General features: G+C 35.7%; 16 protein-coding genes. 10 read left to right on the forward strand and 6 right to left on the reverse strand.

The genetic code is table 11. The features are described from left to right. Window position 1: 1 nt before the first annotated feature. Both LB452_RS09280 and LB452_RS09285 read right to left on the reverse strand, forming a co-directional pair. Entirely contained in the window at window positions 2-2,422 is a 2,421-nt protein-coding gene (locus tag LB452_RS09280) for a YfhO family protein (protein WP_224461462.1), read from the reverse strand. A gap of 30 nt (window positions 2,423-2,452) precedes the next feature. Beyond that, window positions 2,453-2,698, reverse strand: coding sequence for a DUF4834 family protein (locus LB452_RS09285; RefSeq protein ID WP_224461463.1), 246 nt, complete (start codon window positions 2,696-2,698; stop codon window positions 2,453-2,455). Window positions 2,699-2,800: 102 nt separating this feature from the next. Here LB452_RS09285 and LB452_RS09290 point away from each other — a divergent pair, with 102 nt between their 5' ends. Continuing rightward, the gene (locus LB452_RS09290; RefSeq protein ID WP_224461464.1) at window positions 2,801-3,787 is read left to right on the forward strand and encodes a transporter; all 987 of its coding nucleotides are present in this window, start codon (window positions 2,801-2,803) and stop codon (window positions 3,785-3,787) included. A 222-nt stretch (window positions 3,788-4,009) separates the two neighbouring features. Here LB452_RS09290 and LB452_RS09295 read toward each other — a convergent pair whose 3' ends face one another. Both LB452_RS09295 and rocD read right to left on the reverse strand, forming a co-directional pair. Next, window positions 4,010-5,317 (reverse strand): M23 family metallopeptidase, encoded by a 1,308-nt coding sequence (locus LB452_RS09295; RefSeq protein ID WP_224461465.1) that lies wholly within the window; start codon window positions 5,315-5,317, stop codon window positions 4,010-4,012. 461 nt (window positions 5,318-5,778) lie between these two features. Continuing rightward, window positions 5,779-7,089: an ornithine--oxo-acid transaminase gene (gene rocD, locus LB452_RS09300; RefSeq protein ID WP_322966263.1), complete on the reverse strand. Its 1,311-nt coding sequence runs from the start codon at window positions 7,087-7,089 to the stop codon at window positions 5,779-5,781. Between the two features lie 186 nt (window positions 7,090-7,275). Between rocD and LB452_RS09305 the strand changes: the two genes are divergently transcribed. From LB452_RS09305 to LB452_RS09320, 4 genes are all read left to right on the forward strand, one after another. Further along, entirely contained in the window at window positions 7,276-8,715 is a 1,440-nt protein-coding gene (locus LB452_RS09305) for an SLC13 family permease (protein ID WP_224461466.1), read from the forward strand. A gap of 70 nt (window positions 8,716-8,785) precedes the next feature. Beyond that, window positions 8,786-10,201, forward strand: coding sequence for a 23S rRNA (uracil(1939)-C(5))-methyltransferase RlmD (rlmD, locus tag LB452_RS09310; RefSeq protein ID WP_224461467.1), 1,416 nt, complete (start codon window positions 8,786-8,788; stop codon window positions 10,199-10,201). Then, a complete protein-coding gene (locus LB452_RS09315) occupies window positions 10,198-10,698 on the forward strand; it encodes a DUF6452 family protein (protein WP_224461468.1) in 501 nt (166 codons plus the stop codon). Before rlmD ends, LB452_RS09315 begins: the two co-directional genes overlap by 4 nt. Beyond that, window positions 10,664-11,410 carry a DUF6048 family protein gene (locus LB452_RS09320; RefSeq protein WP_224461469.1) on the forward strand — a complete coding sequence of 249 codons (747 nt, stop codon included), beginning with the start codon at window positions 10,664-10,666 and terminating at the stop codon, window positions 11,408-11,410. The genes LB452_RS09315 and LB452_RS09320 overlap by 35 nt, the downstream gene beginning before the upstream one ends. On the opposite strand, the gene LB452_RS09325 is transcribed toward LB452_RS09320, so the two are convergent. Beyond that, complete coding sequence (locus LB452_RS09325) at window positions 11,411-12,565, reverse strand: THUMP domain-containing class I SAM-dependent RNA methyltransferase (RefSeq protein WP_224461470.1); 1,155 nt, start codon at window positions 12,563-12,565, stop codon at window positions 11,411-11,413. Between the two features lie 97 nt (window positions 12,566-12,662). On the opposite strand from LB452_RS09325, the gene LB452_RS09330 reads away from it, so the two are divergent. The 5 genes from LB452_RS09330 (at window position 12,663) to LB452_RS09350 (ending at window position 19,854) form a co-directional block, all read left to right on the forward strand. Continuing rightward, window positions 12,663-13,328, forward strand: a complete 666-nt coding sequence (locus LB452_RS09330; protein ID WP_224461471.1) for a ZIP family metal transporter — start codon at window positions 12,663-12,665, stop codon at window positions 13,326-13,328. Between the two features lie 80 nt (window positions 13,329-13,408). Further along, window positions 13,409-14,800, forward strand: a complete 1,392-nt coding sequence (gene lpdA / locus LB452_RS09335) for a dihydrolipoyl dehydrogenase (protein ID WP_224461472.1) — start codon at window positions 13,409-13,411, stop codon at window positions 14,798-14,800. A gap of 68 nt (window positions 14,801-14,868) precedes the next feature. Beyond that, window positions 14,869-15,660, forward strand: coding sequence for a TrmH family RNA methyltransferase (locus tag LB452_RS09340; RefSeq protein WP_224461473.1), 792 nt, complete (start codon window positions 14,869-14,871; stop codon window positions 15,658-15,660). A 26-nt stretch (window positions 15,661-15,686) separates the two neighbouring features. After that, complete coding sequence (locus LB452_RS09345) at window positions 15,687-17,387, forward strand: M23 family metallopeptidase (RefSeq protein ID WP_224461474.1); 1,701 nt, start codon at window positions 15,687-15,689, stop codon at window positions 17,385-17,387. Between the two features lie 4 nt (window positions 17,388-17,391). Continuing rightward, complete coding sequence (locus LB452_RS09350; RefSeq protein ID WP_407692605.1) at window positions 17,392-19,854, forward strand: TonB-dependent receptor; 2,463 nt, start codon at window positions 17,392-17,394, stop codon at window positions 19,852-19,854. Here LB452_RS09350 and LB452_RS09355 read toward each other — a convergent pair. Continuing rightward, window positions 19,840-20,994, reverse strand: a complete 1,155-nt coding sequence (locus LB452_RS09355; RefSeq protein ID WP_224461475.1) for a cysteine desulfurase family protein — start codon at window positions 20,992-20,994, stop codon at window positions 19,840-19,842. The genes LB452_RS09350 and LB452_RS09355 overlap by 15 nt on opposite strands. Window positions 20,995-21,057 lie beyond the last annotated feature (63 nt).

A 21,057-nucleotide genomic window follows, 5' to 3' on the forward strand; every position in this document is an offset into this window, starting at 1 on the left:
TTTAAATTTGCTTTCGCTTTATGGTATAACCCAACCCTCCAAGGATAATTAATATCAAGAGTATAAAACTAGCTAAAGTTATTTTTCCTCCATAACTCACAATTTCTGGCTCAAATGCAAATTTTACTTCATGTTTTCCCGCAGGTAATTCCATGGCTCGTAAAACATAATTAGCTCTGAAATGAGATGCCTCTTTCCCATCTATCGTGACCTTCCAGCCTTCAGGATAATATAATTCTGAGAACAAAGCAAGGCTTTTATTTTTAGCATCATAAGTGTAAATCAATTCATTTTCCTTGTAAGAAGTCAATTCAATTTGGTCTGAAAAGCTTTTATCATAATTTTTATCAGAAAAATCAAATTGATTTTCTTCAATAATCGCTGTTGTATTTGGATTGATCGTATCCAGGGCTAAAATCGCTTTATTAGCATTATCGACAGTGATCAATTCATTGACGAACCAGGCATTCCCTAAATGATCTGGATTTTCTTGTGCCACTGGTTGTCCTTCATTATCAAATATGAAGTACTTCACATTGAGCATGTTCAGAATACTTTGTTTCCCTTCATATATATAAAAATCAAACAACTCCTGAATTCTACCAGGCTTCGCGGCGTGATAACCCCCCATAGAATTATGAAAATAGGAGGCTCTTGCGGAGTTAAGTGGATTGGAGGTTAAATCATAAACTCTGAAATGGGATTTATCTTTTTGAATTTCAAGGTCAGCCTGAGTGGCTTGAAAAGGACGTTCCATCACAGAAGCTGCAACGAAATCCTCTTCGTTAACGTATCTAGTATTAACACCGATCAAATCTATTAATATGAAGATCCCAATAAGCCCAAGAAATAGGGGTTTCTTTATCTTTTCTTTTAAATATAGATAAACAGATCCTGCTAAAAGTAAAACGAAAACCAGCGAACGTAAGGTATCTGCATTAAACATGGCTTTTCTGTCTTCTTTGAGCGCTCGAACGAACTTCGCGCCATAGTTTTCCAAGAATACAGCATCGCTCGAACCACTAAAATCAAAAAGAACAGATTTAAGAAGCAGTAATAAAACACTCAATCCTCCTAAAATGATAGTCGATTTTTTCAACGCCTCCCATTTCTTCTGATTTGTAACTTTATCACTTACAAGTTTCGAAAGACCTAGTATAGCCAGAATGGGAAGGCAAAATTCGATAATGACCTGAATGGACGACACCGCTCTGAATTTGTCATAGAAAGGAATAAAGTCAACAAAAAATTTAGTCAGAAGCGAAAAGTTATCACCCCAAGACAATAACAATGCTAGAATGGATCCTGCAATCAGCCACCATTTTTTCTTTCCTTTTGTAAGAAAGAAACCTAATACGAAAAGAAAAATGACGCATGCCCCTATGTAAGCCGGAGCGCCAATAAAGGTTTGATCCCCCCAATAGGTGGGTAAGTTTTTACTGAAATCTAAGGCTTGAGCAGGTGAAGCCCCCATTTGTATAAGTTCTCCGTAAACTTCAGAATCTTTACCAAGCGATTCACTGCTGGAACCGCCCATAAATCTTGGGATAAATAGGTTTAAGGTCTCTAAAATTCCATAAGAATATTCGGTGATGTAATCGTAATCCAAGCCCGACTTTACCTTTTCAGTGCCGTTTGGTTCTATGGTAAGTCCGGTATCACCTCTTGTGCTATAATCGGCGTATTCTTGGGTAGCTAATAAGTTGGTGATATTGAGTAAAACCGCTAAAATAATTGCTGGTAAAAAGCTAAGAGACGCTTTCAAAAATAACTTTAAGGTTTTTTGCTGGTACGCATGAATCGCATTGACAATCACAATTACAACGCAGAGCAACATCAGGTAGTAAGTCATCTGGAAGTGATTGGCCATCAATTCAAAAGCGAGACCCACACAAAACAAGACATTTCCCCAAAATAGTTTCTGCCGATAAACCAGCACCATTCCAGAAACTACGATAGGAAAATAAGCGATCGCATGGGCTTTAGCGTTATGGCCAACGCCAAGAATAATAATCAGGTAAGTTGAAAAGCCAAAAGCCAAAGCGCCGAGAAAGGCTAATTTATAATTGACCTTAAAGCATAAAAACAAAATATACATCCCAATAAAATACAAGAACAAATAATCGGCGGGTCTCGGCAGAAATCTAAGCTTGCGGTCTATTTCTTTAATAAAATTATAAGGATAATTCGCTCCAAGTTGATAGGTTGGCATTCCTCCAAAAGCAGAATTAGTCCAATAAGGTTCTCCACCCTCACTAGCTCTAAAATCATTTTGAGCTTTGGCCATTCCTGTATATTGAACAATATCGCTCTGAAATATTGTTTTTCCTTTTAAGACAGGGTAGAAAAAAGCCAGTGAGGCAACGATGAATAGAAACAAGACAAGAATATGCTTCCAGGACTTAGACAATATGGACTTCATTGGTGGATTTTAATTTGAAAAACGTGAAAGTTACTCAATTTCTTCATAATCTATATACTCCCCCACTTTATCATCCTTTGATTTTCTGTTGTAGGTTTTCTTAGATTTTCTAGTGTCTTTCTTTTCTTCAGTTTGGTTTGGATTGAATTGATTTTCCATATTCTTTTGGACTTTTTTGAAAATATACTTCAGCAGTAAAGGACCAAAATATTTCGCCATTAATTTGATGGCGAAGTAAACTAAGAGGATGATTAATAATGTCTTGAGGAATACCATAAAAACAATTTGATTTGCAAAAATACCAATACTTTAATGCAAAGCAGTATACAGGCTCAAAAAATCGGATTTTAATTTATATTTGAACTTCAAACTTTAGTTATGAAATTTAGACTCGTCGGCTTGTTTTTATTAACAAGTTACACAATACAGGCCCAGTATACAGATATGATCAATTCCAACAGACCTGGCGAATCTTTCGGAGCCTATAGTGTTGGTACGAATGTTTTACAGTTCGAAACCGGACTGGCTTACGGAGAAGACAATCACGCCTTTCCACTTATTCCGGACCGCTCTCAAGTAGATTACCAGTACCAGGTGAGGTACGGTTTGTTTATGGAGCAACTGGAGCTGATCCTGGATGGAACTTTTGTCAACGCAGAAGAAACCTTATTGAGAGGTGGAAGTGAAACTACAAGCAATTACAGCAATTTTCGTTCAAATACACTAGGTGCTAAGTATCTGATTTACGACCCATTTATCAAAAGAGAAAAAGATGGCCCTAACCTTTACAGCTGGAAGAAAAATAATCTTCCCCAATGGAGTGATTTAATTCCCGCAGTTTCAGTATATGCTGGAGTCAACTTGCTATTTGGCGAGAATCCATTCAAGTTTTCTGGCGAGCCCAACGTCTCTCCCAAAGCTGCCATCATCACGCAGAACAATTTTGCCGGGGGAAAATGGGTACTGGTGTCCAACTTCATTGTGGATAAACCTACAACAGACTTTCCGACTTACGCAGGAATTTTCACACTCACGCATTCCATTTATGCCAGGACTGGAATTTTTGCTGAATTCCAAACCTTTATAAGTGACTACTATAGTGATGAGATCGTGAGAGCTGGTGTTGCTTTTCTTGTGAATAAAAATTTACAGGTGGATGTTTCGGGCTTGGTCAACTTTAAAGATTCCCCAGAGCGTTGGAGAGCTGGCATCGGCGTCTCTTATAGACTAGACATGCACAATTCCGATCAATACCTATTTGAAGATGATAATGAAAGGGACCTATTTCTCGAAGAACAGGAAAGACGCAAAAAAGAAAGACAGCGTATGAGAAGACGTGAACAAATCGATGGTAGACAACAATAAATTTGAATGATTTATATTTTAGAAGCTTCTTAAAAAGTTAAAAATCTTTTTCTTCTGATTTTGTCATGATGTAGCTTAATAAAATTAGATAGTCAGCTTTCAGTTTCAAGTTAGCTTAATGTAACTTCAGGACTGAAAAGTTTTAACTGAAGGCTTGGATGCAGATTAAACTATTCAGAAAATAAAAAATATATTAGTTTCATATTATTAGTTTTAAAATTATTATTTACAATTGTCAATTAAATTTCCATTTTCGTCTATTTTAGTAGCTAAATAGTCTTTGGTATTTATTAAATTAAAATTATTGTCATAATTCCATCTAAAACTTCCATCATGTAATCTTGTTTCAACATGTACGTGTGATTCTGTATAACCATCCTCTATTGCACCTTTAAGATTCCCTGAAGTACCTTGATAACCTATTATTTGACCTGCTGTTACACGATTTAATGGGTTTGTGGTTGCTTCTAACCCGTTTTCTTTTTGAAGATGAAAATAAATATTTATAATAGTTTGACCATTTGATAGTGTACTTTGAATTAATATCATAAACCCTGCATCTTTATCAAAAGGTGTTGAATAAACTATGCCATCATACATAGCGTAAACAGGTGAGCCCTCTTCGTTTCTAAAATCTACTCCATTATGTTTTTTATTTCTATCATCAGGACCACTAAATGTCCCTCCGTATCTGTTGCAACCATACATGCCACCTAGAATTCCGGACTTTCCTTTTTGAGGAGCAATTTCTGGATTAGGGACAGGATCACCAGGACAAGGTTTTTCAGCTTCTGGCTCAGGAGTATTGTCGGTGTAACCAGAACCACTGCCACCTAAATCCCACTCATTTGAAGAAGTTTCAGCACTACCTCCATCTGTATTATATAGGTTAGTGATAGAAACGTAAGGAGCTGGAATTCGAGGAGGTGTCGATTCAACTACTATAATTACTTCATCTAGTTGACAATAATCACAAACTGAATATACACATTCTTCGCAACTACCACTTGTATCTTTAGACGTAAGGTAATTTTTAAAATTACTAGTATACTCAGATTTTGAATTATTATTTACATACTCCGCCAGATAGAGATTATTTTCTATTTTATAACCTTTTAAAAATTTGCCTTCTGTATCGGTAATTAATAGTTCTCCTGAGAAGCTGCTGGGCGTTGCATTTTCGAAGGGATTTAAACTTAAAATGACGCTTTCAAGTTTACCTTCAATTTCCAGCAATACTATTCTACTATATAAATTCTTGTAAGCAGTTGTTACAGGAATTACGACCAGTTGCTCATCGGTATTGGTGATCGCTTCATAATTAATATTATCTGAAATTGAATTGATAAAACTTCCCTTCGGGTTGGATTTGCTTTGTTCAAGACTTTGGTCTAAGAAACTTTTTGCCTTTTCCAAAGCTACGGTCTTGAGGTTATTCTGCTGTTTGACTATACTATCATCTTTTTCACAACTGTAGATAACCAGCAAAAGTGAAAAAAGCAATAGTAATTTAATCGGTAGTGTTTTCATTTATAGATGTGTTAGTTATTATTTTTTAAAGAATCGTTCGGAAAATAATAACTGAGGAAAGTCATATATCAGCGCTAAATGCTTTAAGAGCAGGTTTTTCAGCGGTGTGTGTGTGTGAAAAATCATTTTGTAAATTATTGACAAAGCAATACTAAAACTTTAGGATATAAAACAATTGCGGCTCGACCGTACTTTTATTACGGGAAAACCGTATTTTTAGAAAAACCAAGCTTCAACTGCTTTCTTAACACCAAACTTAATCTCGCACTTTACATTTTTACGCTCATTAAACGGTAATTTAAGTCAATCTAAAACACTTAATTTTGTTATCGAAAAGCATTAAGCTTTCAGTATCAAATTCAGAATAAAAAGTAATTATTACGATGAGTGATAAACTTTTCGGCACAAAAAAAAGCCCTGATCTAATGATCAGGGCTTAAATTTATAAACTTTCTAAAGATTTATTTTTCAAATTTCTCTAGCGTCTTAGTGATGATATTTACACAATCCATCAACTGCTCTTCGGTAATGACCAAAGGCGGTGCAAATCGAATAATGTTTCCATGAGTTGGTTTTGCTAGCAGACCGTTTTCCTTCAAGGCGACACAAATGTCCCAGGCAGTTGAACTGTCTTCGCTGTCGTTGATGACGATGGCGTTAAGCAATCCTCGACCTCTTACGAGTTTCACGATGTTGTGATTTTCGATGAATTTATTCAATTCACTTCTGAATAGATCTCCAAGACGTCTGGCGTTTTGAGCAAGCTTTTCGTCTTTGATGACTTCCAAAGCTTCCATCGCTACAGCGGCAGCTACTGGATTTCCTCCAAAAGTAGAACCATGTTGTCCTGGCTGTATCACATTCATGATGTGGTCATCAGCTAAAACTGCAGATACTGGATATGCTCCTCCAGAAAGCGCTTTACCAAGAATCAATACATCTGGTCGAGAATAGGTTTCTTGACGTTCACAATGTCCCTGACAATCACATTTTCCACATACAGCCAGTAGAGCTCCTGTTCTGGCTATACCCGTTTGGATTTCATCGGCCATAAATAAAACATTATGCTCGTTACATAAGGATTTTACTTTAGGAATAAAATCATCTGCTGGGGTGAATACACCAGCTTCACCTTGAATTGGCTCAATAAGTGCTCCTGCAATGTTTTTATTTTCCTTTAAAACTTTTTCTAAAGCTTCAGCATCGTTATAAGGTACTTTGATAAATCCTGGGGTGTATGGTCCAAAATTCTTTCTCGCTCCTTCATCGTTACTAAAAGAAATTATAGTTGTGGTTCTTCCGTGGAAGTTGTTTTCAAAAACAATGATTTGAGCTTCTGTTTCAGGAATTCCCTTTTTCTCGTAAGCCCATTTTCTACTAATTTTAATTGCAGTTTCAACGGCTTCTGCCCCACTATTCATTGGCAAAAGCTTATCGAATTTGAAATATTCGGTAGCATATTTTTCATAAACTCCCAAAACATTATTGTGAAATGCTCTGGAGGTTAGTGATATTTTTTTGGATTGTTCATATAAAGCATCAATAATTCTTGGATGACTATGTCCTTGATTTACTGCCGAATAGGCTGAAAGGAAGTCATAGTATTTCTTTTCTTCTACGTCCCATACAAATACACCTTCTCCTCTTGTAAGAACAGCAGGTAGTGGGTGATAATTATGAGCCCCATATTGATCTTCTAAATCAATGGCTTGTTGTGATGATTTCACATCTTCTACAGTCATATGATTTTTTACCTCTTCTACTACTTTCATAATATATTTTTTCTAATTTCTAAATAATATGCAAATTTAACAATCTCATTTTCAATTTTTCGTAAAGAAAATCCAAAACTAAAGATTAAAGCTTATTTATTTTTGATTTAAATAGTAAGCAAAAGATAACATATATCATATTTTAAATACTGTCAATCCTTTAAATTAGCAATTCAAATATAAATTATGTACCAGGATTCTAGGCGTTACTCAAAAAAGATCATTGGTAAAATAAATCAGAAAATATCTGAAAAATTCAGATGGCAAAGCCGTTCCCTTCAATTTATATTAAGTTTTCTCATAGCCTTAGGATTAACTTATTTAATCAAAGGCCCGGGTTTTACTGAAGGTCAAACCTCAGTATTATTTATTTTACTTTTCGCAATTGGATTATGGGTAACTGAGGCTATTCCGCCATTTGCGGTTGGGATTCTCATTATTGGTTATCTAGTGTTTGCCATGAGTAATTTGGAAACCGAAAATGTAACACAATATTTACAAACCTGGTCGGATTCTGTGATATGGCTTTTCCTGGGAGGTTTTTTTATAGCGGAAGCCATGAAAAAAACAGCGCTGGACCAAACTCTACTTAAAATTATTGTTGGGGAACTTGGCGAAAAATCGAAGTATATATTACTAGGCCTGATGTTGATTACCGCTTTCTTATCCATGCTTATGAGTAACACGGCAACAACAGCCATGATGATTGCCAGTATAGCACCCATCACTAATAGCTTGGGTAAAAAAGCACCGCTTACCAAAGCGCTTCTGATAGGAATTCCTACTGCTGCAGCTATTGGTGGGATGGGGACCATTATTGGTTCTGCACCAAACGCCATTGCTGTTGGTGCTTTGGAAGGAATTGGTATTCGCATTAGTTTTTTAGAATGGATGCTCATTGGAATTCCCGTAGCAATCATTCTCATATTTATATTCTGGGGTGCTCTGCTCAAAAAATATCAGATCAAGAGCACAGCATTGGATTTGAGCTTTTTACAAAAAACCAAACAGGATATCGATGAAAATATTTCCAAAACTCAAATTCGTGTAACTTTAATTATCATCCTTACTAGTTTATTGTTTTGGTTGACCTCTCAGTGGACTGGTATTCCTGTTTCAGCTGTATCTGGGATACCAATAGTTGGATTTACGATGTTCGGAATTTTAGATGCAGACGATATGCGAAAACTCCCGTGGGATACTTTAATGCTTGTTGCTGGTGGACTCGCACTTGGACTAGCAGTACAACAACAAGGTTTAACTGACTATTTTATCAGTTTCATCGATGTTCAAGACTTTAATTTTTATCTGCTAGCCTTAATGTTTGCTATACTTAGTGTGATTTTTTCCAATATCATGAGTAATACAGCAACCACAACGATTATGGTACCGCTTGCGATTTCATTTACACTACTTCTACCAGAAGAATCACCAAAAATAATTCCTCTGGTCATCGCATTGAGTGCTTCATGTGCTTTACTATTACCTGTTTCTACACCACCAAATGCAATCGCCTACAGCACAGGCAAAATTGATCAGGCAGACTTCAGGTACGGTGGTATTATCATTGGACTTCTAGGACCTATTCTGGTCAGCTTATGGGTTATTCTGGTGTATTTTTTCTAGGATCACTTTAAGATCGAAAGAAATCTAACACAACAAAGCTGTATTTAAAACATTACTTTATTTTTGTCGCATGGCAAGACGGAAAAACACAAGAAAAACCTTTGAAAATATAAAAGTCCTCGATGCAGGCGGCAAGGGAAAAGGAATTGGAAAAGCTACTGATGGCAGGGTTTTGATTATAGATCAGGTAGTTCCTGGAGATGTAGTTGATGTTACGACTTATAAAAAACGTAAATCTTACTACCAGGCAAAACCTCTTCGCTTTGTTGAACTTTCTCCAAAACGAACAGAACCCGTCTGCCAACACTTTGGAGTTTGTGGTGGCTGTAAGTGGCAAAACATGGCTTACGAGCATCAGCTTTTTTACAAGGAGAAGGAAGTTTTAGAAAACCTGAAACGTATTGGTAAAGTTGAAATCGCTGAAACTAAGCCGATACTCGGAAGTGAGAAAACCTATTTCTATAGAAATAAGATGGAATTTTCCTTCAGTAATAGCAGATGGCTCACAGAATCAGAAATTGCAAGCGGTGAAAATATCCAAAATAAAAACGCACTTGGATTTCATATTCCTGGAATGTGGGATAAAATTTTAAATATTGAAAAATGTCATTTGCAGGAAGATCCCAGTAACGACATCAGAAATAAAATAAGAGATTTTGCTACAGAGAATAATATCGAATTCTTCAACCCCAGAGATCAAATCGGGCTGCTTAGAACGTTAATGATAAGAACCAGCTCCACAGGTGAATACATGATTTTAATTCAGTTTTATCAAGATCATAAAGCTAAGCGTGAACTTCTCCTCGATTATATCATTGAAGGGTTTCCTGGTGTTACTTCATTACAATATGTCATCAATGAAAAGGGTAATGATACTATTTATGATCAGGAAGTGATCAAGTATTTTGGACAGGACTTCATTTATGAAGAAATGGAAGGCTTAAAGTTTAAGATCAACGCCAAATCCTTTTACCAGACCAATTCTCAACAAGCCTATGAGCTTTATAAAATAACAAGAGATTTTGCTGACTTAAGTGGTGACGAGCTTGTCTACGATTTATACACAGGTACAGGAACTATTGCTCAATTTGTAGCTAAAAAGGCGAAACATGTGGTTGGTATTGAAGCCGTACCAGAGGCCATCGAAGACGCAAAAGCCAATGCAAAATTGAATGGTATTGAAAATACGTCTTTCTTTGCTGGTGATATGAAAAAAATTTTTAAATCCGATTTTATTTCAGAACACGGCCAACCAGATGTCATTATTACAGATCCTCCAAGAGAGGGAATGCACAAAGAAGTTGTTGAACAAATCCTTAGTGTCAAACCAAAGCGTATTATTTATGTGAGCTGTAACTCAGCGACTCAAGCAAGAGATTTACAACTCATGGATGCATTCTATAAAGTTGAAAAAAGCCAGGCGGTAGATATGTTTCCACAGACACATCACGTCGAGAATGTGGTTTGTTTAAGTTTAAGAGAATGAAAAACATAATTCTTAAATTTTTATTTCTAACAGCGGTGTTACTTCTTTTGTTTTCCTGTGAAAGGGATGATATTTGTCCTGCAGCTACACCTACCACACCAAAACTGGTGATAGAGTTTTTTGATGTCGATAACACAGAGAGTTCAAAAAACATAAGAGATTTAGCAGTTAGAACTTTTGAAAAAGATACAGCTTTACTTTTCAATTCAACCTCAACTATTTCCATTCCTTTAAAAACTGATACTATTGAGACTAGCTATGTTTTTAATTTGAATGCATTGGCAGAATCAGGAGGACTTAGAGATACGCTCATTTTTTCTTACGCCACAGAGGAACTTTATGTGAGCAGAGCTTGCGGATTTAAAGTGAACTTTTTTGATTTTAGAGCAAGCCTTGAAGATCAAGAAACAAGTTCAGAAGGCTGGATAAAAGATATCCAAGTCATAGAAAATACAATAGAAAATGAATCTGAAACTCACCTTTTTATCTTTTACTAGTTCATTATTCTTACTCTTTTCTAGTTATGTTATAGCGCAAGAGAAGAGTGAAGTGCAGTATGAGCAAGTCAGCGATTCTATTTTTTATAAAGATAAATACGGACTTACGTTAAGCCTAGACTTAAGTAGAATTGGTCAGAGTTTTTGGGACGAGGATTATCAAGGACTCGAAATTGGCGCTGACTATAGGTTTTCAGAAAACTTATATATAGCCGGTGAATTGGGTAACGAGCAAGCCACATTTAACAATCAAAACATTCTTAATGAATCTGATGGGAGTTACATAAAAATTGGGGTCAATTATAATGTGTACGATAACTGGATTGGGATGCAAAACCTAATTTACGTTGGATTTCGATACGGTTTTGCAGCTTACTCTCAAAATTTGAAAAACTACAGAATCTACACAACGGACGATTATTTTCCTCCAGACATAAGGGATGATGGTAGGAGTTTTGGAAACCTTACAGCCAGTTGGGTAGAATTTCAGGCTGGACTAAGGGTGAATATTTTCGATAATTTTTATCTGGGGGCTCACGTGCAACTCAAAAATATGATAACAACTACCGAAATTCCAAATTATGATAATCTTTACGTTCCAGGATTCCGAAGAACCTTTGATAACTCAAGTATAGGCGCTGGATGGGGTTACTCCATAAGTTATTTGATTCCTATTTACACCAAAATGAAAACTCAAGCTGCGAAAAATTAATTATTGCTTTGCTGCTTTTTTGGAACCCTCATAAATTTGATAATTCAATAATCTGGATTCTAATTTGGCGTTGAATAATTTAATCTTACGAGAAGGTCTTAAGCCAACATGTTTTATAGCTTCAAGGTCAGCAACAATAAACCAGGCTGAGCTTCCTGGATAATTTTGCTTCAATGTATCTCCAATTTTAGAATAAAATTTAGGGATATCGACGTCCAATCTCACCCCGTATGGAGGATTGAAAACCATGTGCAAATGACGTTCTGATGTTTTAGAAGTTTCGAAAAAATCTTGGCGCTTTACATCAATAAATTCTGAAAGATTAGCATTATCAATATTTTGAATTGATTTTTCTACTGCCGATGGAGCTTTATCATAACCTTTAATTTCAAAATCGAAAGATCTTACTTTTTTTAAGGAAGAGTCTTTGATGATTTCAAACAAGTTTTCATCAAAATCTTCCCAGGTCTGAAAAGCAAAATGCTCACGATTGATGTTTGGCGGGATATTACATGCTATCATAGCTGCTTCAATAAGAAGTGTTCCACTTCCACACATAGGATCGAGGAAGTCGCATTGACCAGACCAGCCGGACTTCAAAAGTAAACCCGCAGCTAAAACTTCATTAATAGGAGCAATATTGGTTGCAGTCTTATAACCTCTTTTAAATAGAGGATCTCCAGAGGAATTCAAACTGATTTCACAATTTTCCCTGTCGATGTGAACACTAACCTGGAGGTCTGGTCTATCAGTATCAATATTTGGTCTGGATTCAAATTTATCCCGGAATCTATCAACAATAGCATCTTTCGTTCTAAAAACTACATACCTGGAATGTGTGAAGATTTCAGAATTCACAGTAGATTCTACGGCAAAAGTTCCATTCTTATCGATTAAATTCTCCCAGGCAAAGGCATTTATCTTTTTATAAAAATCTTCTTCGTTATAAATTTTGAAACTAAAAATAGGTTTCAAAATGCTTATTGCTGTTCTCAAACTTAAGTTGGCTTTGTACATGAAACCAAGATCTCCAACAAAAGAGACATGTCTTACTCCTTTCTGAATGTCCATAGCTCCGAGTTGTCTCAATTCTTTTGCAAGGTCATCCTCAAATTCATAAAGACACTTGGCAATCATTTTGAAATTATTTTCCATGAAGAAGATATTTTGGAGTGCAAAAATACACTAATTTTGCACCCTTAAATTTTTGAATCGAAATTTTAAAATAACCAAAAAGAATTATACCTTAAATATGAACCTACTTTTACCTATTCTCGCTGTACTTATAGGATTTGGAATCTCATATTTCGTGTATCAAAAATCAATTACGATCAATCTACTTCTTGCCTTTAGTGGATCGTTTTTATTATCGGTTACAGTTTTAGAATTTCTTCCAGACATTTACAATTCAGGAGTGGATTCTATTGGTGTTTATATTTTAGGAGGCATACTGCTTCAAATTATGCTGGAATATTTATCAGGTGGCGCAGAACACGGTCATTTACACATATCTAAAGAAAAAACGAGCTTTCCATTTGTTCTTTTTATCAGCTTGTGTATCCACGCTTTTTTGGAAGGAATTCCGATACATGAAAACGACCATTTACTTTATGCAGTAATTATTCATAAAGTACCTATTGCCATCATCATCGCTTCATTTTTATTCAACACCAACTTATCAAAGTTTAAAATTATAATCTTCCTTTTGTTTTTTGGCATCATGACTCCTCTGGGGAGTTTTGTTCAGGCTAACACAGCTTTACTTGACGATATTGGTTTGTATTTAAACGCTATCGTTATTGGTATTTTTCTTCATGTATCTACCACCATTTTATTTGAATCTTCCAAAGACCACAAATTTAATATCTATAAATTTGGTATTATAGTTTTGGGTATTGTATTGGCCTTGATCTTATAAATAACACTGTTGTTTTCAGTGCTAAATATGTGGATTATTCTTAATTTAGCGGTTTTAAAAATATTAGCAAACAAAATGTTATGAGTAAATACGATATTATAGTTTTAGGTAGTGGTCCAGGCGGTTATGTTGCAGCTATTCGAGCTTCACAACTCGGCTTTAAGACAGCGGTAATTGAAAAAGAAAGCTTAGGCGGTATTTGTCTTAACTGGGGATGTATTCCTACAAAAGCATTATTAAAAAGCGCACAAGTTTTTGAATATTTAAATCACGCTGAAGATTACGGTCTAAGTGTTGAAAACCCAGATAAAGACTTTACGAAAGTCGTCAAACGTAGTAGAAGTATTGCTGAAGGCATGAGTAAAGGTGTTCAGTTCCTGATGAAAAAAAATAAAATTGACGTTATCATGGGACATGGAACTCTTAAAAAAGGAAAGAAAGTTTCTGTAAAAGATGATAAGGGTAAATTAACAGAATACGAAGCAGATCACGTGATTATCGCAACTGGTGCACATGCCAGAGAGCTTCCTAATTTACCAATAGATGGTAAAAAAGTGATCGAATACAGAAAAGCAATGACCCTTGATAAGCAACCAGAATCCATGATCATCGTAGGATCCGGAGCTATTGGTTGTGAATTTGCAAGTTTTTATAACGACATGGGGACTAAAGTGACTTTGGTAGAATTTTTACCTAATATCGTTCCTCTTGAAGATGAAGAAGTTTCAAAGCAGTTTGAAAGAATATACAAGAAGAAAGGCATTAAAGTAATGACCAATTCTTCAGTAGAAAGTGTTGATGTCTCTGGAAAGAAGGCAAAAGCTACAGTAAAAACTAAAAAGGGAGAAGAAGTTATCGAAGCGGATATAGTTCTTTCTGCTGTGGGTATCAAAACTCACATCGAAAACATTGGACTTGAAGAAGTTGGCATCAAAACAGATAAAGACAAAATCACGGTCAATGACTTTTACCAAACGAATGTTCCAGGCTACTATGCTATTGGTGACGTCACTGCTGGTCCAGCTCTAGCTCACGTAGCTTCTGCCGAAGGTATTCTTTGTGTTGAAAAGATTAAAGGTGAAAAAGTAGAACCTCTGGATTATGGAAACGTTCCTGGATGTACCTATTCTAATCCTGAAATTGCAAGTGTTGGAATGACAGAAAAACAAGCTAAAGAAGCTGGATACGAGATCAAAGTTGGTAAGTTTCCATTTTCAGCATCTGGTAAAGCGAGTGCTTCTGGAGCTAAAGATGGTTTCGTGAAAGTTATTTTTGACGCTAAATATGGTGAATGGTTAGGTTGTCACATGATTGGCGCTGGAGTAACCGATATGATTGCTGAAGCTGTTTTGGGTAGAAAGCTTGAAACTACAGGTCATGAAGTCCTAAAAGCTATACATCCACATCCTACTATGAGTGAGGCTGTGATGGAAGCAACTGCAGATGCTTACGACGAAGTAATTCACTTATAATAGTTGAGTTTTAATTACATTTGAAGCTTCTGAAAGTCAAATTTCAGAAGCTTTTTTAGTTCTATATGATGAGAAAAAAAATCACAAGTCTTAGCAATTCACTGATCAAACATTTGCTTTTACTTCAGAAGAAGTCAAAACTAAGAAATAGTGAAAATGAATTTGTTATTGAAGGCGTTCAAGAACTAACTTATGCCATACAAGCTCACTATAAACTAAAGCAAGTCCTTGTATGTAATGATGTTTTTGAAACTACTATTGAATTAACTGACTTAGACTGTGAGGTGATTGAAATATCTAAAGACGTTTTTGAAAAAATCGCTTATCGCTCCTCAACAGGCGGCATTGTAGCTATCGCTAGAGCCAAGAGTTTAAGTTTGGATCATTTACGTTTTATAACTAAAACCCCTCTTATTTTGGTTGCTGAAGCACCTGAAAAACCCGGAAATATTGGGGCATTACTTAGAACTTGTGATGCTGCAAATCTGGATGCTGTAATTATTGCAAATCCCAAAACAGACCTTTACAACCCTAACATCATCCGATCAAGCGTTGGGACAGTTTTTACAAACAAAATTGCTGTAGGGTCAACTTCGGAAATAATTGAGTACCTTAAAATAAATAACATAAATATTTTTGCAGCAGCACTCCAAAACTCAAGTTCGTATCTGCAAGAAGATTTTACAGAAGCCACTGCAATAGTTGTTGGCACAGAACATGAAGGTTTATCTGAGAGTTGGAGATCACAAGCCTACAAAATTGTAAAAATTCCAATGGAAGGAAAGGTTGATTCTCTCAATGTGTCAGTTTCTGCCTCAATTCTGATTTTTGAAGCCAAACGCCAACGATTAAACAAATAATTTTAAATTTAAATAAATACCTCCCGATGTTTAAAAAATTTCTGATTTCAATTTTCCTATTATGCATTAGCATAACCTTTGCTCAGGATGAAATCCCGAAAAATTATTTTGAATCTCCACTAGACATTCCCTTACTGCTGTCTGGAACCTTTGGTGAGTTAAGATCGAATCACTTTCACGCTGGGTTGGACATCAAAACTAAAGGAGTGACTGGCCTTGCTGTAACTGCATCTGCAGAAGGTTATATTGGAAGAATCAAAATTCAGCATGGAGGTTACGGAAAAGCCCTTTACATTTATCATCCCAATGGCTATCAAAGTGTTTACGCACATTTAGAAAATTTTTCAAAAGAAATAGAAGCTCTGGTCAAAAAAGCCCAGTACAAAAAAGAATCTTATGAAATAGAACTATTTCCATCAGATAAAGAATTGGTAGTTTCTCAAGGAGATATAATCGGGTATAGTGGTAATTCTGGTTCTAGCGGAGGTCCTCATTTGCATTTTGAGATTAGAGATTATAATTCGAAACCCATGAATCCTTTTATATTTGGATTTGAAGAAATAAAAGATACTAGAAAACCGCAAATATTTGCTTTGCACGCCTATCCTTTAAATGCAAATTCACACATCAATGGCCACACTGAACGTGTTCAGCTAAAACTAAAACAACGTAATGATGGAAGTTACAGAACTGAACCTGTGAAAGCCTTTGGTGAAATAGGCTTTGGGATTGATGCTTATGATATTTTAGATTTAACTTACAATAAGAATGGTGTTTATTCGGTTAAAACTTTACTCAATGGTAAACCTGTTTTTGAAAATACGTTTGACAAATTTTCCTTTTATGAAACCCGCTACATCAATCGTTTGATTGATTTCGAATACTACACCACAGAAAAGAGAAAAATTCACAAGCTTTTTGTTGAAGAAAATAATCCGTTAAGTGTGTTTAAAGATGTTTTTGAAAGTGGAACTATTACTATTCAAAAAGACAATCTGGATCAAAATTTTGAAATCATAGTTTCAGACTTCAAGGGAAATTCTCAAAGCATTATAATTCCGCTAGAGACAGATTTCAGAGAGGATCTACCCATTAAAGAAATAAATGAAACTGAATATTTTGCAAAAGCAAACGCAGCAACTGTTTTTGAAGAAGGAAAGATTGACATTTATATTCCTAAAAATGCGCTATATGATGATACATTTTTGGATATAACTATTGAAGGTCTAAGTGTTGATTTACATAAAGAAACCACACCTCTTCATAAATCAATCACTATTGGATTTGACGTTAGTCAATATTCAAAAGAAGATCAGGCAAAATTATATATTGCTAAAGTTGCACCCTGGGGCAGTAAGTACTACGTAAGCACTTACAAGAAAAAAGACCGACTAACTACAAAAACAAACCAGTTTGGAACATACAAGCTATTTGAAGATAACACACCTCCGACTATCAAACCGAAAAACTTTAAAGATGGTCAATGGTTGTCAAACTACAGATACCTTGAAATGGAAATTGATGATGCGGAAACAGGAATTGAAAGTTATAGAGCTACAGTTAATGGAGAATTCGTATTGATGGAATATGACTATAAAACCAAAACCCTTACTCACGATTTCAACGATGGTGTTGTGACAGAAACCAGAAATAATTTAAAGGTGATTGTCACAGATAAAGTTGGAAATACTGCTATATTTGAAGCAGGATTCTCCAGAAAAAACTAATCCCATAAGCTTGAAATACTTCTCCTTACTTTTAATCTTTTTTAGTTTGGCTGCTGCTCAATCTCAGACAGCACTGGTTCAAGGAATAATATTTGACGAAGAAAAAAACACAGTTGCATCTGCAAATGTTAGCACATCTTCTTCTGGGACAGTGTCCAACAGCAATGGGTTTTATAAATTAGAAATTCCTTCAAATCAAACCGTTGAATTAAAAATCTCATACGTGGGTTTTCAACCCATTACTCTTAAAATTAAACTGAAACCAGAACAGGTGGAGGAAATTAATTTTGTTTTAAAAACCAATATTGAACAAATAGGAGAAGTTATTTTACAGAATGAAGGACGAGCCAGAATTGAAGGAGTAACAACACTTACTCCTGAAACCGTTAGGAAAATTCCGGGAGCAAATGCTGGAGTTGAAAACCTTCTTAAAACCCTACCTGGAGTCAATTCAAACAATGAGTTGAGCACTCAATATTCTGTAAGAGGCGGAAATTTTGATGAAAATCTGGTGTATGTTAATGATATTGAAATCTATAGACCATTCTTAATCCGAAGTGGACAACAAGAAGGCCTTAGCTTTGTTAATACTGATTTAGTGAGAAATGTGGAGTTTTCTGCGGGTGGGTTTAAAGCTAGGTATGGTGATAAAATGTCTTCAGTTTTGGATATCGAATACAGAAGACCTGTGAGTTTTGGAGGAAGTTTTGAAGCGAGTTTTCTAGGTGGAAGTGCTTCTGTAGAGGGAATTTCAAAAAACAAAAAACTTTCTGCAATTGTAGGTATGCGTTATCGTGACAATTCTTTATTTGTTAACTCTAAAGAAACTGAAGCCAACTTTAAACCCAGATTTGCTGATGTTCAAACCTTTTTAACCTATCAATTCAGCCCAAAATTTGAACTGAGTTTTCTAGGAAACATTGCTATTAATACTTATAAATATGAGCCTTTTACCAGGCAGACTAATTTTGGAACCATCGATGATCCTCAGGCTCTTTTAGTGTTTTATGAAGGTGAAGAAGAAGACAAATATGAAACTTACTTTGGTGCTTTAAAGGCAACCTACAAACCCAATGAAAATTATACTGGAAAATTTATAGCTTCTGCTTACCATACCAAAGAGCAGGAATATTTTGATATTCTTGCCAATTATAGATTAGGAAGTGTTAGCACTGATTTTGGCGATGAAAATCTTGGTGAAGTCGAATTTACTGAAGGTGCAGGCTCACAGTTTACGCATGCAAGAAATAATCTTGACGCTTTAATTTTCAATGCTCAACACCTGGCAAGTCATAGAATTGATGAACATCTTATAGAATATGGGGCAAGGTATTCTCATGAAGATATAAGAGATCGTCTGCAGGAATATGAAGTAATTGATTCTGCTGGCTTCAGCATCCGACCTCCTCTACCCGATTTTGCAAACGACCAACCTTACAATCCCTTCAATTCACCGATAGAAGCTTTTCAAAGTATCAGGGCTTTAAACTCCACTAAAATCGATAGACTCACTGCTTTTCTACAATGGAGTTATAGAACAAGTCTTGGTGATTCTAAACTATGGATGAACGCAGGATTAAGAACACAGGCATGGCGTATTTCCGGAGAAGAAATTGAATCTAACACACAACAGGTCTTAAGTCCACGAGCTCAAATTTCTATAAAACCCAACTGGGAAAAAGACATGTTATTTAGACTTTCCGCAGGCTTTTATCATCAACCACCCTTCTACAGAGAGCTTAGAGATTCTACCGGTACGGTTATCCCAACGGTTAAAGCTCAGGAATCCATTCACATTGTAGCTGCTAACGATTACAGTTTCAAATTATGGAATAGACCGTTCAAGCTTGTGACTGAAGGATATTATAAAAAAATGAATGATGTCAATCCCTACACCATAGAAAATGTGAGGATAAGGTATAGAGCGAGAAATGATGCAGAAGCTTATGCTTATGGACTCGATATGAGACTAAATGGCGAGTTTGTCCCTGGAACTGAAAGCTGGTTTAGTTTTAGTTATTTGAAGACTGAAGAACGCCAAGGTGATCGCGAATATATTTCAAGACCTACAGACCAAAGATTAAAATTTGCTGCCCTATTCCAGGATTATGTCCCTAATATTCCTAAATTGAAATTATATCTTAATCTTGTATACAACACAGGTTTACCTGGAGGTTCTCCTCAATTTGAGGATCCCTACGATTTCCAAAGCAGATTGCCAGATTATCAAAGACTTGATGTTGGCTTTTTCTATGCGTTAAAAGAACCAAACGATAATTTAAGGAAAGATCATTGGTTGAATATCTTCGAAAATGTGGATATAGGGTTTGAAGTCTTCAATATGTTTGACCGATTGAATTCAATAACAAATACATTTGTGAGAGACGCATCCTCAAGAAATCAATTTGCTATCCCAAACTTTCTGAGCCCAAGAGTCTTCAATCTAAAGTTTTCAGCTCGCTTTTGAAACCGCTAAACTTTTCAAAGTAGAGATAACATAGTCCAATTCTTCTTTGGTGGTAAATTTTGAAAACGAAAATCGGATTCCTGGGTAATCTAGCTTTTCGCCATAAACCTCATTTAAGACAAAAGACCCTAGCTGAGCACCGCTTTGGCAGGCACTTCCTTTGGAACATGCAATACCTTTAAGATCCAATTGAAATAGCATCATATCAGATTCTGAATTCGATAGAGGAATGCTAACATTGACTATTGTATATGTGCTTCTATCTAAGTCTCCAGAAAGCCCATTGAATCTTACGCCAGGTATTTCATTTTTGAGAGAATCAATAAAATAATTTTTTAAACCTTTAATGTAATCTGAATCTTCTGTCAAATTATGATAAGCCAGTTCCATCGCCTTTTGCAAGCCAATAATATTATGCACACTTTCAGTTCCTGCTCGCAGTTCACGTTCTTGAGATCCTCCATGGATTAAAGGCTTTAGAAAATTTCTGCTTTTTGCATATAGGAACCCAACCCCTTTGGGGCCATGAAACTTATGTGCACTTACAGCAATAAAATCTACGGGTAAATCTGCCAGGTTCATCTCATAATGACCAACCGACTGTACAGTATCACTGTGAAATAAAGCGCCATGCTTATGACATAGTTCTCCAACTTCCTTTAGGTCAAGCATATTTCCAATTTCATTATTGATATGCATTAAAGAGACAAGGGTTTTGGAAGAATCTTCAGCCAAAAGGCTTTCTAAATGATTTAAATCTACAGAACCATCTTCATCCAAGTTTACAAACTGCAAATCAATTTTATTTTCAGAATTTAAAAATTCAACACAATTCAAAACTGCATGATGTTCAATCCTCGAAGAAATAATTCGCTTGACCCCAAGATCTCTTACAGCACAGGATATAGCCATATTATCTGCTTCGGTACCACCAGAAGTAAATACGATGTTTGAGGACTGAATGTTTAATAAAGAGGCTATCGATTTTCTGGCAGTTTCTACAACAGCTTTAGCTTTGCGCCCAAATGCGTGAGTTGAAGAAGGATTCCCAAAATTGGAAACCATACTCTCATGCATAGATAAAATTACCTCCTTATCGATTTGAGTTGTTGCCGCATTATCTAGATAAACTGTTTGCATAAAAAATTTCTTTCACAAAAATAAATCAAATTTAATTGGAATCCCTTAACTGTTTTATATTTG

This window comes from Psychroflexus longus, from assembly GCF_020164595.1.
In the GTDB taxonomy this organism is placed as follows: Bacteria; Bacteroidota; Bacteroidia; order Flavobacteriales; family Flavobacteriaceae; genus Psychroflexus; species Psychroflexus longus.

Coding starts and splice junctions, on each gene's coding strand:
- LB452_RS09290 (WP_224461464.1), top strand. CDS start 2,801: ATGAAATTTAGACTCGTCGGCTTGTTTTTATTAACAAGTTACACAATA.
- LB452_RS09315 (WP_224461468.1), top strand. CDS start 10,198: ATGAAAAACATAATTCTTAAATTTTTATTTCTAACAGCGGTGTTACTT.
- LB452_RS09340 (WP_224461473.1), top strand. CDS start 14,869: ATGAGAAAAAAAATCACAAGTCTTAGCAATTCACTGATCAAACATTTG.
- LB452_RS09295 (WP_224461465.1), bottom strand. CDS start 5,317: ATGAAAACACTACCGATTAAATTACTATTGCTTTTTTCACTTTTGCTG.
- LB452_RS09330 (WP_224461471.1), top strand. CDS start 12,663: ATGAACCTACTTTTACCTATTCTCGCTGTACTTATAGGATTTGGAATC.
- LB452_RS09325 (WP_224461470.1), bottom strand. CDS start 12,565: ATGGAAAATAATTTCAAAATGATTGCCAAGTGTCTTTATGAATTTGAG.
- LB452_RS09345 (WP_224461474.1), top strand. CDS start 15,687: ATGTTTAAAAAATTTCTGATTTCAATTTTCCTATTATGCATTAGCATA.
- LB452_RS09285 (WP_224461463.1), bottom strand. CDS start 2,698: ATGGTATTCCTCAAGACATTATTAATCATCCTCTTAGTTTACTTCGCC.
- rlmD (WP_224461467.1), top strand. CDS start 8,786: ATGGCAAGACGGAAAAACACAAGAAAAACCTTTGAAAATATAAAAGTC.
- rocD (WP_322966263.1), bottom strand. CDS start 7,089: ATGAAAGTAGTAGAAGAGGTAAAAAATCATATGACTGTAGAAGATGTG.
- lpdA (WP_224461472.1), top strand. CDS start 13,409: ATGAGTAAATACGATATTATAGTTTTAGGTAGTGGTCCAGGCGGTTAT.
- LB452_RS09320 (WP_224461469.1), top strand. CDS start 10,664: ATGAATCTGAAACTCACCTTTTTATCTTTTACTAGTTCATTATTCTTA.
- LB452_RS09280 (WP_224461462.1), bottom strand. CDS start 2,422: ATGAAGTCCATATTGTCTAAGTCCTGGAAGCATATTCTTGTCTTGTTT.
- LB452_RS09305 (WP_224461466.1), top strand. CDS start 7,276: ATGTACCAGGATTCTAGGCGTTACTCAAAAAAGATCATTGGTAAAATA.
- LB452_RS09355 (WP_224461475.1), bottom strand. CDS start 20,994: ATGCAAACAGTTTATCTAGATAATGCGGCAACAACTCAAATCGATAAG.